Here is a 15,318-nt window from a genome sequence, read left to right as displayed (position 1 = left end):
ATGCCTAATCGTCTGATCCAAAGTCAAAGTCTTTATCTCCAAAAACACGCCCACAACCCGATCGACTGGTGGCCTTGGTGTGAGGAAGCCCTTGCCCAAGCGAAACAGGAAAATAAACCGATTTTTTTGTCCATTGGCTATTCCAGTTGCCATTGGTGCACGGTGATGGAGGGTGAAGCCTTTTCAGATCCGGCGATCGCGGATTACCTGAATGCGAATTTCTTGCCCATTAAGGTCGATCGGGAAGAGCGCCCCGACATCGACAGCATCTATATGCAAGCGCTGCAAATGATGATTACCCAAGGGGGCTGGCCGTTGAATATTTGGCTGGATCCCTACGATTTAGTGCCGTTTTATGGGGGAACCTATTTTCCGGTGGAGCCGCGCTATGGCCGGCCAGGATTTTTGCAATTGTTGCAAGCGCTGCGCGATCACTACGACCAACAGCCGGAGCAAGTGGCCCAAATTAAGGGGCAAATTCTGGCGGCTCTGCAACCAACGGTGGATTTGGCCGCGGGGGCCAACTTGTTCGATCGCACCCTGGTTGAGCAAGGTTGGCAGGAAAATGCAGCGGTTTTGGCCGAAGGGCGATCGAGCAATCGGTTTCCAATGATTCCCTATGCGGATTTTGTGTTGCGGGGCTATCGGGTCACCAGTCCCGAGCCTTGGAGCGACCAAATTCCAGAAGCCCTGCGCCCCAGTTTGCAACGGGGGGTGGCCCTGGTCCTGGGCGGCATCAACGACCATGTGGGTGGCGGCTTTCATCGCTACACCGTTGATCCCACCTGGACTGTGCCCCATTTTGAAAAAATGCTCTACGACAATGGGCAAATCGTGGAGTTTTTGGCGAATCTGTGGAGTGCGGGGGCCCAGGATCCCTCCCTGCGATCGGGCATTTTCGGAGCGATCAACTGGCTCCGCCGTGAAATGACCAATCCCGATGGCGGCTTCTATGCGGCCCAAGATGCCGACAGCTTCACCGATCCCGCAGCGGCGGAACCGGAAGAAGGTGCATTTTACGTTTGGGGCTGGGATGAGCTGGAATCTTTGTTGGAACCAGAAGCCCTCTCGGCATTGGTGGAACAGTTCACGGTTTCCGTGCCGGGCAACTTTGAAGGTGTGAATGTGTTGCAGCGGCGATCGGGCGGGACTTTGCCGGATGGGGTGACAGAGGCGCTCGATCGCCTGTTCACGGTGCGTTACGGCCAACCCCGCGCCCAGTTGGCCCAATTTCCACCCGCCCGCAACGCCACCGAGGCCAAAACCGTCGCTTGGCCCGGCCGCATTCCCGCTGTCACCGACACCAAAGCGATCGCCGCTTGGAATGGTCTGATGATTGCCGGGTTGGCCCGGGCGGCCGCCGTGTTTCAAGACTTGCCCGCCTACCAGTTAGCTGCCGGAGCAGCCCACTTTTTGCAAACTCACCACGGTGCGGGCGATCGCTTCTATCGGCTGAACTACGACGGACAACCGGCGATCGGGGCCCAAGCAGAAGACTACGCCGAAGTAATCCGCAGCCTGCTGGAACTGCACCAGGCCGCAACGGCCCTGATCGCCACGGGGCAAATTGCTCCCTCAGAGGCGGATCAGTGGCTAGCCTTAGCGACCCAACTTCAGGCGGAATTTGATCAGCACCTCTGGGATGCCGATCATGGCGGATATTTCAACGCGGACGATCGCCCGGATTTAATCATTCGCGAGCGAAGCATCATCGACAACGCCACCCCCGCCGCCAACGGCACAGCCCTGGGCAACTTGGTACGCCTGGCCTTGCTCACGGAAAATTTGACCTATCTCGATCGCGCTGAACAGGGCTTCCGCAGTTTCCATCGTTTCTTAGACGAGCACCCCCGCGCTTGTCCCAGCTTGCTGGCAGCCTTGGATCAGTTCCAGCGGCCCGTGCTGGTGCGGGCCAAGGCGGAAACCCTGGCCCTCTTGGCCCAGCAATATTTGCCCACTACGGTTTTGCGGCTGGATCAGCAATTACCGCAAGGGGCGATCGCCCTGGTTTGCAAAGGGCTAACCTGTCTGCCTGCCGCCACGGATCAAGCTCAACTCTGGTCTTTGCTGAAGCAATGCCAGGGGTAGGCTTGTGGCGGTTAATCCCGGCCAGAGATGCCCCAGTGCTCCTACAAGCGATCGAATCAGCCCTAGCGATTCAGGTATTTCATCGCCAACCCCATCAAATCCGACATATCAATATCCCCATCCCCGTCACTATCCAAATAGCCACTAAGGAGCGAATTGCCTTGCTCGTTGGACTTTAAAAAGTTCAGCATCAAGGGCACTGCCATCGGCAAAATCGGTTCGATCGACCCGGCGGGCAGCCCTGTGCGGGCCTCAATTTCCCCCAGCATTTGTTCCACCTGGGGTTGATTCAAAAACGCCTCGATTGCCGCCGCATTGGGTTCCGTGCCGCCCAATTGATCAACCAACGCTTGGGTTTGCTCAAAACCATTGGCCGCCTGGTTAGCCTGCAAGCCCTCTTTCAAATATTTCGCCACAATTCCCATCACCGCTTGGGTGTTCGCCAAGTCCAATCCCCCTTGGCTACTGATGGCTTGGAAGGTTTGCAACATAGCTCCCAAGTCCCCTGAACCACCGGCCAGGGCAGGATTTCTCAGCAGCGAAGACAACATATCCAACATGGTCGAATCCTCAAGTTTTCCAATCAAGATCGCAAGCAGGCGTTAATTCCCAGGTTTTAATTCCCAGGTTTTAATTCCCAGGTTTTAATTCTCAGGCTTTGATTGCCATCAACAGCCGTTGGTTAACCCCGTCGCGACAAAAACAAACAAGGGCAAGGTCTGTGGAATCCTTGCCCCTGCTGTTGATTTTATGCGCGCTTTTGCAATGACTCCAGACGGCGCTTCGCCACATCATTTTTGGGATCGGCCGCCAAGGCTGCTTCATAGGCTTCCAAGGCTTGCTTCACCAGTTGTTTTTTCTCGTAGGCAAATCCCAAGTTATTCCAGGCGGTCACGTAGCCGCCGTTGAGTTTGACGGCTTCTTTGTATTGCCGAATGGCCAAATCAAACTGCTCTTGGGCCACGTAGGCAAATCCCAAAGCGTTGTAAACAATGGCCAAGTTATCGGTGGATTCTTCTTCACCTTTCTTGAGCGATCGCTGGAATTGCTCGATCGCCTGGCCATACATTTTTTTATCCATGTAAATACTGCCCAGTTCATAAAACGCCTGAGCACCTGCTTCCCCACTGCTGGCGGCTTTTTGCAAGCGGCTGAGGGTATTTTCTAGGCGACGGGTCTTGAACACCTGACGCAGTACAAAAAAGGCCACGATCGACAGCAGCCCCACCAAAATTGAAATATAGACAATACCAACTGAGCCTTCCATAGGGATTAAAGCAAGAGGATTGAAAGGGGGACTCGTTAATTAAAAAAATTGAAATTGCTAGGGTTTGTCGTTGACCAGCAGCTACATCAATAGCACCACATCAATAGCATCACATCAATAGCAAAGGGCGCGATCGCCCGCGCCCTCACTATCCAGAAGGATCGATGTTGCTATCACGCCTGAGCACCACTGGCCATCGCCATCATTTTGCTGAACGAAGTGCTGAATTAAGCTACACCCATTGGCTGGATTGATTCGCAAAATCAAGCGATCGCACCCTTAGCCCGCAGCTTTTGCCTTGGCAGCCTCGGCCACCTTGCCAAACACTTCAGGATCCAGAACAGCCAACTGGGCCAGCATTTTCCGGTTCAACAGAATATCAGCCTTCTTCAGGTTGCCCACCAATTGGCTATAGCTCGTGCCATTGATCCGAGCAGCAGCGTTGATCCGTGCAATCCACAGGCGACGGAAATCGCGCTTGCGGCGGCGGCGATCACGATAGGCGCTCCGCAGGGCCTTCATCACCTGCTGGTTAGCGGTGCGGAACAGACGCGAGTGGGAACCACGGAAGCCCTTGGCGAGCTTCAGAATCTTTTTGCGGCGTTTGCGAGCAACATTGCCGCGCTTAACACGTGCCATAGGGGTTGACTTTGCTTGAAACTAAAGCAATACAGAAAAAACAGAGGAAAGCGGGGAAGCGCCGATCGAGATAGCGGCAACTAGCATTGACAGGTTCCCCGGGCAAAAGCTGCGAGGATTTTGTCCTTAGAGATAAGGCAACATGAGTTGCACGTTGTCTGCATCGCGCTCGTGCACCAGAGCCGCACCGGCCAAACGACGCTTACGAACAGCGCTCTTCTTTTCTAGAAGGTGGCTACGCAGGGCGCTCCGGCGGGCAAATTTACCGCTACCGGTCTTGCGAAAGCGCTTGGCGGCAGCTTTGCGAGTTTTGAGTTTAGGCATGGACTTACCTCGGGGTTGGGCGCTTGGTTGGCGCGATTTCAAATCCTATCACTGCTAGCCCCATTGCGTAAATGATCGACCTGTGCGGTCAAGGGGGCGCTGGGGGCAATGAAGTCTCCGAGGTCGATCGCGCTAATTGGTTGAAGGTAACAGGGCCTAGGGTTCGTCGCTGGCCATGTCGTCGTCGTCATCCAGCTCGTAGCCCGTTTCTTCGCCCACGAGCATATCGGCGATTTCTTCGTCGCGCTCGTTGTACTCAAAGTCCCGTTCATCGCGATCGCGCAGCCGACCTGATGATTCCAGCCAGTCCAAGATCGAAGCGTTGGTTTGGGCCGGGATCACGCCCGCACGAGCACGGCGCGGTTCTTCACGCAAAGCAGGAGTGTTCATCAATAGTTTAGGGATAGGTTGCTAGCGATATGGTGGATAGGGGCTTGTGCCTGTTGGGCTGGAAGCGGATCCTAGTGTTTCCACAAGAGGCCTCCCCTGTCAAGTGTGCCACGATCGCTCCGCCGCGTCCTACTGGATTGTTGAATTCATCATGCTGGGAAAATCAGATTTGCTTGCGGCCCTGGTGGGTCAAAACTTGGGTTTAAAAACCACGACCTCTGACAAGGCGGCTATTTTGGCGCTGATTACGCGGCTGGAGGAACGCAACCCAACCCCCAGCCCGATCGAGCAGCCGGCCAAGCTCGCGGGCGATTGGCAACTGCTTTACACCACCAGTCGAGAACTATTGGGTATTAATCGCCCCCCGATCGCCAATTTGGGCGCGATTTATCAATGCATTCGCCCCGATCGACAAACGATCTATAACTTGGCGGAACTCAACAACAACTTCCCTTGGCTGGAGGGCTATGTGGCGGTGGCGGCCCGGTTCGAGGCCCTGTCGGCGGTGCGGGTGGCGGTGCGTTTTCAGCGAATTGTGGTGGGTTCCCAGCGGTTAGCGAACTATCGCCAAATTACCGATTGGGTCGATCGGGCTGAACAGGGCGATCGGTTTCGAGCACTGAATTTCACCCTGAACCCCGTCCAGCAACAGGGTTGGTTAGACGTGACCTATTTGGATGATGATTTGCGAATTGGTCGGGGCAACGAAGGAAGCGTGTTTGTGCTGCGGCGAGTCTAGGTTTTTGCCCCAAGGGTTAAGCAACAGCTATTCACTCAAGCGGCTCGATCGCTCCGTGCTGCGCGGATCCAAAGCATCCCGTAGCCCATCGCCCAACAGATTAAAGGACAGCACCGTCAGCACCACCGCGATCGCCGGGGGCCAAACCAACCAAGGCTGCAATGTCAAAATCGAAGCATTGGTTCCCAAAGACAACAGATTGCCCCAGGAAGGATCTGGCTGCTGAATCCCCAGCCCCACCAAGCTCAACACCGATTCCGCCACAATGAAACTCGGCACGGCCAAAGTTGCGGAAATAATCGTGTAAGTGGCCGTTTGGGGCAACACATGCAACACCACAATCCTGAGAGTCCCGGCCCCCATGGCTCGGGCCGCCTGCACAAAGGGCCGCTCCTTGATGGACAACACTTGGCCGCGAATCACCCGTGCCAGTCCCGACCAACTGATGAATGATGTGATGGCCACAATCAGGAAGAACCGCTGGGCACTGCTCAGGCCGGGGGGCAAGACGGCAGCCAAAGCCACCAACAGGTAAATGCCCGGAATGGTCATCAGCACTTCCGTGAGCCGCATGATTGTGCTGTCAATCCAGCCGCCAAAGTAGCCAGAAATGCCGCCAACTAACAGCCCGATCGGGAAAGAAATCGCAATTCCCACCAGTCCAATGCTGAGGCTGATGCGGCTGCCATAGACCAAGCGACTGAACTGATCGCGCCCTTGCTCATCGGTTCCTAACACGTTCCAGCGCCCGGGCCCATCGGTGCCAAATAAATGCCACCGAGCGGGGATCAATCCCCAAAGCCGGTATTCAGGGCCCGTCGTTAGCAGTCGCAGTCGAGAAGGCTGCGATCGATCCACCCGCAAAGGGCGATCGCCCGTCTGCAAATCCGTTGCCCCCAGCGTTGTGGGATAAACATGGGGCCCCAAAAACTGCCCAGCCTGATCCTGCCAATGAATCACCGTGGGTGGCAGCAGGGCCCCCTGCGCTTGGACGCTGTAGGGGTCATAGGGAGCCACAAACTCCGCAAACAGGGCAACGGTGTAAAGCAATCCAAGCACGATCGCGCCCCAGCGTGCCAGCGGACTTCCCTTCAGCTTTTGCCACCATTTCATCGTTACGGAGGCCCCTTAGAATGTTAAGAAATGAATCTGTGCTGACCAATCTTAACTGACCAGCCCCAGCGGGTTTTCCCGGCCGTTCGGCGCTGCCCAGCCTCACCGCCTCGATCGCCCCATTTTTCCTTCCCCTATGACCGCTTCCTCTGACCTCGACCAGCCCCACATCACCCCGCCGGCCATGCCGTCGCCCGAGCCGATCGACCCGATCGACCCCAATGATGAGCTGCCCGATGAAGTGGAAATGTCCCTTTTTGAGCACCTAGAGGAGTTGCGATCGCGCCTCTTTGCGGCCCTGGGGGTGGTGGTGTTGGCAATGGGCGTTTGCTTCGTCTTTGTCCGGCCGATCGTGCGGCTGTTGGAAGCACCGGCCAATGGGGTGAAGTTCCTGCAACTGACACCCGGTGAATTTTTCTTTGTCTCGATCGAGGTCACTGGCTACTCGGGTTTGCTGCTGGCAACCCCCTACATCCTTTACCAAATCATTCAGTTCGTCCTGCCCGGCCTCACCCGGCGCGAGCGGCGGTTAGTGCTGCCCGCCGTTGTGGGATCCAGCGTCCTGTTCATCATGGGGCTAGTGTTTGGTTACCAAGCCCTTGTACCAGCGGCCCTCAACTTCTTCGTGAGCTATGGCGGCGATGTGGTCGAACAGGCTTGGTCGATCGAGAAATACTTTAAATTTGTGCTGCTTTTGCTCTTCAGCACGGCCCTCACCTTCCAAATACCCGTTTTGCAAGTGATGCTGGGTTTATTGGGAGTGGTTTCCTCGGGGCAAATGCTGGCGGGGTGGCGCTACGTGCTGTTGGGCGCGGTGATCCTGGGCGCGGTGCTGACTCCCTCCACCGATCCCTTGACCCAGGGACTCTTGAGCGGCGCAGTCCTTGGCTTGTATTTCAGTGGTGTTGGGGTGTTGCGCCTGCTGGGTCGTTAATTGGGTTGTTAATTGGGATCTTGATTCTACCGAGGCATTTCCCCCGTGCCCCGCGTTGAGGGCCGCCCATCCTGCCAGGAGCCTAAAGAAAGCGACCTAAAAAAGCGACCTAAAAAAGCTGATTCACCAAACTTTCCAAGTTCACGTAGGGTTGACCACCCGATTCTTGTACCGGGTTGCCGCTGCTGAGAACACGCGTGTTGAACAGTCGCTCCAACACTTCACGGGGATCGTTCGATCGGCGGTTGGTTTGGCTGAGGGTAAAAAGCACGTTGTTGCGATTGCAGCCCGATCGCATGTTGCCCACACTACAAACCACCGTGTGGCTATTCACCCGTCCCACGGTTAAGTAGATATTACTGAGGCGATTACCGTTCTCCCGCAGCACACCGTTTAACCGGCTGGTGACTTCGCCGCAACGGCGCTGGGGGGTGTAGCCCGCGTCGCTAAATTCTTCACTGGTCCAGGCAATGACCGGAGCTGTGCGCCCATTTCGCTGAACCGCCACGGTGGCGTAATAGCCATTGACCTGTTGGCATTGGAAGGAGGCTAAGGATTTAATAGCGCCGGCTCTGGCGGTTTCGGCGGTCATCCAAGGCAGGTTGAGGGCCACCAAACCAGCGATCGCCCATTTCATAGCTGACTTCATCGAAAACTCCTGGGTCTGAAACCCCGTACTTTGAGGATGACTTGGCGTTAAGTTTGACTGTATACCGGGGAATATTCGGAAATTCAAGTCTGGGGAGCGAACAGAAAACCGTAACTCCCGCAACCCTTTGAAATCAGGTCAGCACATTGGAGTAGCTTACGAAGCGCAATGGCTGGGGTCTCTGGCCTGAAAGGGGAGCGGATTTCGGCACTATCAAGAACAGCACCACCTGAACGGCATTTCGTTGATAGCTTCTCAGACGTGCTAAGCCCCCAAAAAGCTCCCAGGGATCTCTAACCTGGTGTCTCAAAATCCCAAGGACAGGGGCGCATGGTGACTGATCCTTAGCGCGATCGACGATTGCGCAAAGCGAGGCAGCAACTTAATCAAAAGAATCGGCAAAACGCCACAGGGGCGCAATGCCGATCCGAGGGCTGTTCCGTTTGAGCCGTCTATTCGATGATCAGGGCGCGATCGACCACCGATCGCGGCGTTTGACCAGTGGGCGAAGCGGCCGGCTCCGTGGGGGCCAGCGTTGGCGATTGGCTAGACAAGGCCAGGGACTGCTCAGGAGTCGATCGATAGCTCGCCATTTGCCAGCTTGGCTCCTGCCAGCCCGTGCTGATGGAAGCCAAGGCCGCCGTCACCACCGCCGCGATCGCGGAGCCACCAACCCATTGCAGTCGCTGTTTCCGGCGATCGAGCTTGGCCAACACGCCTTGCACCGTTTGCTCGATCGGGGCCGCAGCGGGCACCGGGATCTGAGTGATCGATCGGCTCAAACCACCCATCGTTCTAAAAACCTGTTGCACCGCTGAATCCGTCGCCAACCAGGCCTCAACCTGCTGTCGCTCTTCAGGGGTGACTTCATCATCAAGATAGGCACTGAGCAACTCAAACTGCTCAAGGCCAATGGGGGAACCCGAACCCCAAGATTCCGTAATCGCAGGATCGGAGTTTGGGTCGAGGTAATCCCGCTCTAGGCGATCGCCGTCTAGGTCTTGGTTGAGGCTGCGATCAGAATCCGATGCCGCAACCCGAGACCAGAACGCTTCGGACCAATCAGGGTCTTGTCCATGGGGACGCATTTCAGAAGTCATAGCAGCACCACAGCCCTTAACAAACCAATCACAACAGCACTCGCGACACACCGTTCAATCACACAAGACCTTGGAACCTGCTAATTGGTTCCAGCTTTAGTCTAAATCTTTAGGAACCGAGATTTCTACCCTGAAACGCTTTCAATGATCAGCATTTGATCGCTGATTTCCTGATGACTTCGCTCGGTTTTTTCTTGGGTATTTGGCAAGTTCTCATTGGAACATCCAAGCAACCGGAACTTTCCCGATTCAAACCAATTTTTGAGTATACGGAGTAGCGAATATAACCTCAAGCTTCTCCGCAATTCAAACCCCAATTTAAATCCCAATTCAAGCCCCTATTCAAACCACTGGCTTAGTCCATTGAGATTAATGGCTCAGCACTAGTGATTGAGGTAATTTTGCAGTTGCGTTTGCAAGCGGGCCCGGGCCCGAGCAATTCGCGATTTCACTGTGCCCAATGAAACTCCGGTCATTTCCGCAATTTGCTCGTAGGGCAAATCTTCAATTTCCCGCAGAATGATCGTGGTGCGGAAGGCTTCAGGCAAATCGGCGATCGCCTCTCGCAGCTTCTCGTAGAACTCTTGCGAGGATAGGTTCTCTTCGGGGCTGGGGTCAGGGGAGGCAATTTCCCAATCCAGTTCGCCATCGTCCAGTTGCCGTGTGGCATCTAAGGAGACGGGAGCCCGATCGCGCTTCCGTTTGCGCAATTCGTCATAGAACAAATTGGTGGCAATGCGGCTCAACCATCCCCGGAACTTTTCTGGCTCCTTGAGGCGGTGGAGGTGGCGATAGACCCGCAACCACACCTCCTGCGCGAGGTCTGCCCGATCGGACCAGTCCGGCGCAAGGTGATACAGCACGCGATCCACATGGGGCTGGTAGCGCCGCAGCAGTTCTGAAAAAGCAGCCCGATCGGGCTGCAAGCCTGCTTGGCAACGCAGCACCAAATCAGCGCTTGATAATTTCTGAGGCGGCACAGGCGTTTGGGGCAAGGCGGCCTCGATCTTGGACCAGGGCACGGGCGGGGAGTAGCTCATACGCGCATCTGGGTTGATGGATATCCCATGCTTTCCAGACGCGGGGGTGGTCTTCAGAGTTCCTGGCTTAAGGATTTTGCGATCGCTCGGGTCTAAAATCACCCGTTCTGGCGCAAGCTTTGGCGGCTAGCGGTAACCCGTCGCTGGACTGAAAACCAGCAGCGACGGGCAAAACGAATTGAATAACCGGGGCCTAGCGTTTGGTACTACCGGGCACATCGGCCTCGAAGGCCGGGGCCGAAGATTGCAACAGGGCGCTAACTTGCGAGAGCACATCGCCGCTGGGCTTGCCAAGGGGTTGCCGCTCCGGGAAGAATTCCGGCTTGGATTGGCTGTGAACAATGGCTTCGTTCACTTGGCTGGCAATCAGGTCTTGGAGCTGTTCCTTGGCCCGTTGGCGTTGGTAGTTGGCTCCCTCCTCAGTGGTGGCATAGAGGGGCGGCAAGCGATTGAGGGCATAGGCAGCAATATCGCCCACATCCAAAGCCCGATCGCTGGTGGTTTCAATTTCCGCGACTCGGGTAATGGCCTCCGTGAGCACCAATTCTTCCATGACGTTGATAAATTGCTTGCGCGGCAGCACAACCACTTCACCAGTCAGCAATGCACCCATCAATCGATCGAGAGCCATATACTCCTCGATCGATAACTCGGAAGCTGTATCGCAAATCCGCCCCACTTCCGCTTCCATGGCCGGAGTCAAATAGCCATCGCGTAACGCTTGTTCAACAATTTTTTCGATGCTCATAACTCTGCGTGATACCAGGATTCGAGGTCAGTCGGGGTCAGATTGACGGGACTTATAGACAGGGTAAAGTATGCGCGGAAAGCCAGCGACCTAATCCCTCCCTCAAGACGTAATGATGATTTGACGTAATGATGATTTGGAGGTGCGGTGCGATTTTCTGCCGTAGCCACTCACACCGGTCTAGAAACGGTTTGATCTAGAAATCCAATCTAGAGGCAAACGTTTTCCATCACCATTTTTTTAATCACTATTTTTGGGTGGCCATTCTTTCACAATTTTCCGCTGCTAATTTGACGTTTGCCAACTTAACCCTACGGCCGATGGCTACCCCGCTCCCATTTAACCTTGCTGGTTTCTCCCTCAATCTCAGGGAACGGCAGGCAGGCGATCGCCCGCTAAGTAATTGTAACTAGCTCCTCAAGGCATCAAACCCAGTCATGGCAGTAGTTTTGGAGCAAGTTCCCCGATCACCACGGGCCACCACCGGAACCGAACCAAACTGAGTTCGGTTGCTGGCTGCTTAACAGTAAGTTACATTTGGTTAAGACTCGGGATCGCCCGAGCCGCATAACAGGCACATAACAGGCATTGATTGAGGGGCAACTCATCAGATGAAATTCTCTTGGAGAGTCGCGCTGCTGTGGACGTTGCCCGTCCTGATCGTAGGGTTTTTCCTATGGCAGGGCGCAGTTTCGGGCCCCACAGCAGACATGGGTAAAAACGCGGCGAATACCCGGATGACCTACGGCCGCTTTTTAGAATATTTGGATGCAGGCCGGATTGTTGAAGTTGACCTGTATGAGGGTGGCCGCACGGCGATTGTCGAGGCTGTCGATCCTGAGCTGGATGGTCGTCTTCAGCGTTTGCGGGTTGATTTGCCCGTGGCCGCGCCAGACTTGATTGCCAAGCTGCGCGAAGCTGGGGTGAACCTGGATTCGCACCCGATGCGCAACGATGGGGCCCTGTGGGGTCTCCTGGGGAATTTGGTGTTCCCAATTTTGTTGCTGTCGGGGTTGTTTTTCCTATTCCGGCGATCGAACAACGTTCCCGGTGGCCCTGGCCAAGCCATGCAATTTGGCAAGTCGCGGGCCCGGTTCCAAATGGAAGCCAAAACCGGCGTGATGTTTGATGATGTGGCCGGCGTGGACGAGGCCAAGGAAGAACTGCAAGAAGTTGTGACCTTCCTGAAGAAGCCGGAACGCTTTACGGCGGTGGGCGCACGAATTCCGAAGGGCGTGTTGTTGGTGGGCCCTCCGGGAACCGGCAAAACCCTGTTGGCCAAGGCGATCGCCGGGGAAGCGGGCGTACCGTTCTTCAGCATCTCCGGTTCGGAATTTGTGGAAATGTTTGTGGGCGTGGGTGCTTCCCGCGTGCGCGACCTGTTCAAAAAAGCTAAGGAAAACGCCCCCTGCATCATCTTCATTGATGAAATTGATGCGGTGGGTCGCCAACGGGGCGCAGGCATCGGCGGCGGTAACGATGAGCGTGAGCAGACCCTGAACCAAATGCTGACCGAAATGGACGGCTTTGAGGGCAACACGGGGATCATTGTGATCGCAGCAACTAACCGCCCAGATGTGTTGGATTCGGCCCTGCTGCGACCGGGCCGGTTCGATCGCCAGGTGACGGTGGATGCGCCGGATGTGAAGGGCCGTGTGGAAATCCTGAATGTCCACGCCCGTAACAAAAAGCTGGCGGATGAAATTTCCCTAGAGGTGATCGCCCGTCGGACTCCTGGCTTTACGGGGGCTGACCTGTCGAACCTGCTGAATGAAGCGGCTATCTTGACGGCCCGCCGCCGCAAGGACGCAATCACGATGCAGGAAATCGATGATGCGGTCGATCGGGTAATTGCTGGGATGGAAGGCACGCCCTTGGTCGATAGCAAGAGCAAGCGCCTGATTGCCTATCACGAGATTGGCCACGCGATCGTGGGGACACTGATGAAGCACCACGATCCGGTGCAGAAGGTGACCCTGATCCCGCGCGGTCAAGCTCGCGGTCTGACCTGGTTCACCCCCAGCGAAGATCAGATGCTGATTTCGCGATCGCAAATCATGGCTCGGATTTCCGGTGCTTTGGGCGGTCGTGCGGCGGAAGATGTGATCTTCGGTGATGCGGAAGTGACCACCGGGGCCGGCGGCGACCTGCAACAGGTGGCCAACATGGCCCGGCAAATGGTGACCCGCTTTGGGATGTCGGACATTGGCCCGATTTCCCTGGAGACCCAATCGTCTGAGGTGTTCCTGGGTCGCGACTGGCTGACCCGATCGGACTATTCCGAAGAGATCGCAGCCCGGGTGGATGCCCAAGTGCGCTCGATCGTGGATCACTGCTATCTGGAAGCCAAGCGGATCGTTCGCGAAAACCGGACGGCGATCGATCGCCTGGTGGATCTGCTGGTGGAAAAGGAAACGATCGATGGTGATGAGTTCCGCCAAATTCTGGCCGAATACACCACGATTCCGGACAAGGAACAGGCCTCGACCCAGTTGGTGTTTTAGGCTGAGCCAACCTTGAGGGCGTAAGCCACAATCTCAATGAAATGACCGGGAGCGATTGACCCATGGGGCGATCGCTCCCGGCTTTTTTGCGGGATCGCCTGCCCGATCGCCCCGAGCAACACCTGGGGGCGATTAACCAACAGGGGCGATCGACTGGATTTTTCGAGCGATCGGGATCAGCAGTGCGGAATCAAAATTCAGCATTGGCAATTGGCTGATCCTGTGCCACAACAATTCTTAATGGATTTTTGATGAGGATTTTGCCAGTCGATCCGGGTTCGGAATTCCAAGGAGCGGATCGCCGATCATCAGGATTCGTGCTTTAATGAGCGCCTAAGGTTGCCCATCCCGTATCTAATCAAACGGGTCATGGTTTTAGCCCCTCAGCGCGGTTTCCTAACATCGTTATCATCCATGCTGCAACACCGTTAACGACCATCTTCGCGCGATGCCCAGGGTCTACCTCCGGGGAGTCAGGGAATGATGGAAAACGTTAAACCGGGAACGCGGCACGGATAGAAGCGATGCTTGGACAGATGGTGTGTGTGGTGTGACGAGTGAGTTACTGGTTTTGTCGTGGATGCTAAATTTCCAGTTCAAAAATCCTTTGCACTAACCGGCACGCAGCTATTTTTGCTGCTGACGGGTTGCCTGAGCGCTGCCGCAGTGACAATCGACGGCCTGTCTGGGCGATCGCCCTATGGCCTGGAATCGCTCACCTTGCCGCTGGTGACAGCCGTCGCTGTGACCGCTGCGATCGGGTCTTGGGTAGTGCCCCTGCTGCGCCGTCTCAAAACCGGCCAGGTGATTCGAGAAGATGGCCCCCAATCCCACTTTGTGAAAGCGGGAACCCCCACCATGGGCGGCATCTTCTTTGTGCCCACGGCCGTGGTTTTGACCCTACTTTTAGGAATAGGTTGCGGTTGGTCTGGTTCCCAGTGGGCCGATGCACTGGCGGTGGGAGCCTTGACCCTAGCCTATGGTTTCATCGGTTGGATTGACGATTGGCAGGTCTTGCGCCGCAAATCAAATAAAGGCATTACCCCGCGCCAAAAGCTGGCGCTGCAAGTGCTGTTTGGTGGATTGTTTTGCATCTGGTTGGGGCTGACAAAATCTTGGGATTTAACAACGGTGGCCTTGCCCTTGGGGTTTGCGCTGCCCTTGGGAATTTTGTTTTTCCCGATCGGCTGGTTCACCCTGGTGGCGGAAAGCAACGCTACAAACCTCACCGACGGCTTGGATGGACTGGCGGGCGGCACTGGGGCGATCGCCCTCTTGAGCCTGGGAGCGATTGTTTACCCCACTTCTCCGGCCCTGGGTCTCTTCTGTGCTTGCCTGTCGGGAGCCTGCCTGGGTTTTTTGGCCTATAACCGCAATCCAGCCCGCGTGTTCATGGGCGATACGGGATCTTTGGCCCTCGGCGGTGCGTTGGCTGCCGTGGCCCTGTTGACCCACTCGCTCTGGAGTTTGGCCATTGTTGGCGGGGTGTTCCTGGCTGAAACCCTTTCGGTGGTGTTGCAGGTGAGCTATTACAAAGCCACCAAAGGCCCGGACGGCAAGGGCAAGCGACTCTTCAAGATGGCCCCGCTGCATCACCATTTTGAGCTTTCTGGCTGGTCAGAATTGCAAGTGGTTTCCACGTTCTATCTGGTGGCTGCGGCCCTTGGTGCTCTGGGACTCTGGTGGCGTTGATCATCCCCTTCATTGCAGTTGCAGTTGCAATTGCAATTGATCTGGTTGCTAGCGCAATTCCCTGCCATCCAAGACTCAGACCCTCAGAAAC

16 protein-coding genes are annotated in these 15,318 nt (G+C 55.9%); 6 read left to right on the top strand and 10 right to left on the bottom strand.

What is annotated here, in order from left to right; all coding sequences use genetic code 11:
• Positions 1-2,088, top strand: coding sequence for a thioredoxin domain-containing protein (locus AMR42_RS17765; protein ID WP_099534983.1), 2,088 nt, complete (start codon positions 1-3; stop codon positions 2,086-2,088).
• 62 nt (positions 2,089-2,150) lie between these two features.
• On the opposite strand, the gene AMR42_RS17760 is transcribed toward AMR42_RS17765, so the two are convergent.
• The 5 genes from AMR42_RS17760 to AMR42_RS17740 all read right to left on the bottom strand — a co-directional run bounded on the left by AMR42_RS17760 (position 2,151) and on the right by AMR42_RS17740 (position 4,708).
• Positions 2,151-2,648 carry a hypothetical protein gene (locus AMR42_RS17760; protein WP_099534982.1) on the bottom strand — a complete coding sequence of 166 codons (498 nt, stop codon included), beginning with the start codon at positions 2,646-2,648 and terminating at the stop codon, positions 2,151-2,153.
• A 188-nt stretch (positions 2,649-2,836) separates the two neighbouring features.
• The gene (locus AMR42_RS17755; RefSeq protein ID WP_099534981.1) at positions 2,837-3,355 is read right to left on the bottom strand and encodes a tetratricopeptide repeat protein; all 519 of its coding nucleotides are present in this window, start codon (positions 3,353-3,355) and stop codon (positions 2,837-2,839) included.
• 279 nt (positions 3,356-3,634) lie between these two features.
• On the bottom strand, positions 3,635-3,994 hold the full coding sequence (gene rplT / locus AMR42_RS17750) for a 50S ribosomal protein L20 (protein WP_099534980.1): 360 nt from the start codon (positions 3,992-3,994) through the stop codon (positions 3,635-3,637).
• Positions 3,995-4,120: 126 nt separating this feature from the next.
• Positions 4,121-4,318, bottom strand: coding sequence for a 50S ribosomal protein L35 (gene rpmI / locus AMR42_RS17745; protein WP_099534979.1), 198 nt, complete (start codon positions 4,316-4,318; stop codon positions 4,121-4,123).
• A 156-nt stretch (positions 4,319-4,474) separates the two neighbouring features.
• Complete coding sequence (locus AMR42_RS17740; protein WP_234407086.1) at positions 4,475-4,708, bottom strand: DUF3134 domain-containing protein; 234 nt, start codon at positions 4,706-4,708, stop codon at positions 4,475-4,477.
• A gap of 151 nt (positions 4,709-4,859) precedes the next feature.
• Between AMR42_RS17740 and AMR42_RS17735 the strand changes: the two genes are divergently transcribed.
• Positions 4,860-5,447: a PAP/fibrillin family protein gene (locus tag AMR42_RS17735; protein ID WP_099535004.1), complete on the top strand. Its 588-nt coding sequence runs from the start codon at positions 4,860-4,862 to the stop codon at positions 5,445-5,447.
• 27 nt (positions 5,448-5,474) lie between these two features.
• On the opposite strand, the gene AMR42_RS17730 is transcribed toward AMR42_RS17735, so the two are convergent.
• Positions 5,475-6,560 (bottom strand): ABC transporter permease, encoded by a 1,086-nt coding sequence (locus tag AMR42_RS17730; protein ID WP_099534977.1) that lies wholly within the window; start codon positions 6,558-6,560, stop codon positions 5,475-5,477.
• A 184-nt stretch (positions 6,561-6,744) separates the two neighbouring features.
• On the opposite strand from AMR42_RS17730, the gene tatC reads away from it, so the two are divergent.
• Positions 6,745-7,494, top strand: coding sequence for a twin-arginine translocase subunit TatC (tatC, locus tag AMR42_RS17725; RefSeq protein WP_234407088.1), 750 nt, complete (start codon positions 6,745-6,747; stop codon positions 7,492-7,494).
• A gap of 109 nt (positions 7,495-7,603) precedes the next feature.
• Here the strand turns inward: tatC and AMR42_RS17720 are convergent, their stop codons facing one another.
• The 4 genes from AMR42_RS17720 to AMR42_RS17705 all read right to left on the bottom strand — a co-directional run bounded on the left by AMR42_RS17720 (position 7,604) and on the right by AMR42_RS17705 (position 11,031).
• Entirely contained in the window at positions 7,604-8,143 is a 540-nt protein-coding gene (locus AMR42_RS17720; RefSeq protein WP_099534975.1) for a COP23 domain-containing protein, read from the bottom strand.
• Positions 8,144-8,595: 452 nt separating this feature from the next.
• The gene (locus tag AMR42_RS17715; protein ID WP_099534974.1) at positions 8,596-9,243 is read right to left on the bottom strand and encodes an anti-sigma factor; all 648 of its coding nucleotides are present in this window, start codon (positions 9,241-9,243) and stop codon (positions 8,596-8,598) included.
• 383 nt (positions 9,244-9,626) lie between these two features.
• Complete coding sequence (locus AMR42_RS17710) at positions 9,627-10,283, bottom strand: sigma-70 family RNA polymerase sigma factor (protein WP_099534973.1); 657 nt, start codon at positions 10,281-10,283, stop codon at positions 9,627-9,629.
• A gap of 193 nt (positions 10,284-10,476) precedes the next feature.
• The gene (locus AMR42_RS17705; protein ID WP_099534972.1) at positions 10,477-11,031 is read right to left on the bottom strand and encodes a late competence development ComFB family protein; all 555 of its coding nucleotides are present in this window, start codon (positions 11,029-11,031) and stop codon (positions 10,477-10,479) included.
• 611 nt (positions 11,032-11,642) lie between these two features.
• On the opposite strand from AMR42_RS17705, the gene ftsH2 reads away from it, so the two are divergent.
• From ftsH2 to mraY, 3 genes are all read left to right on the top strand, one after another.
• A complete protein-coding gene (gene ftsH2 / locus AMR42_RS17700; RefSeq protein ID WP_099534971.1) occupies positions 11,643-13,535 on the top strand; it encodes an ATP-dependent zinc metalloprotease FtsH2 in 1,893 nt (630 codons plus the stop codon).
• Between the two features lie 62 nt (positions 13,536-13,597).
• The gene (locus AMR42_RS20710) at positions 13,598-13,753 is read left to right on the top strand and encodes a hypothetical protein (RefSeq protein ID WP_158234535.1); all 156 of its coding nucleotides are present in this window, start codon (positions 13,598-13,600) and stop codon (positions 13,751-13,753) included.
• 415 nt (positions 13,754-14,168) lie between these two features.
• Positions 14,169-15,227 carry a phospho-N-acetylmuramoyl-pentapeptide-transferase gene (mraY, locus tag AMR42_RS17695; RefSeq protein ID WP_368670753.1) on the top strand — a complete coding sequence of 353 codons (1,059 nt, stop codon included), beginning with the start codon at positions 14,169-14,171 and terminating at the stop codon, positions 15,225-15,227.
• Positions 15,228-15,318 lie beyond the last annotated feature (91 nt).

It is taken from the genome of Limnothrix sp. PR1529 (genome assembly GCF_002742025.1).
Lineage (GTDB): Bacteria > Cyanobacteriota > Cyanobacteriia > CACIAM-69d > CACIAM-69d > CACIAM-69d.
This window is presented reverse-complemented; position numbering and strand designations above follow the sequence as displayed.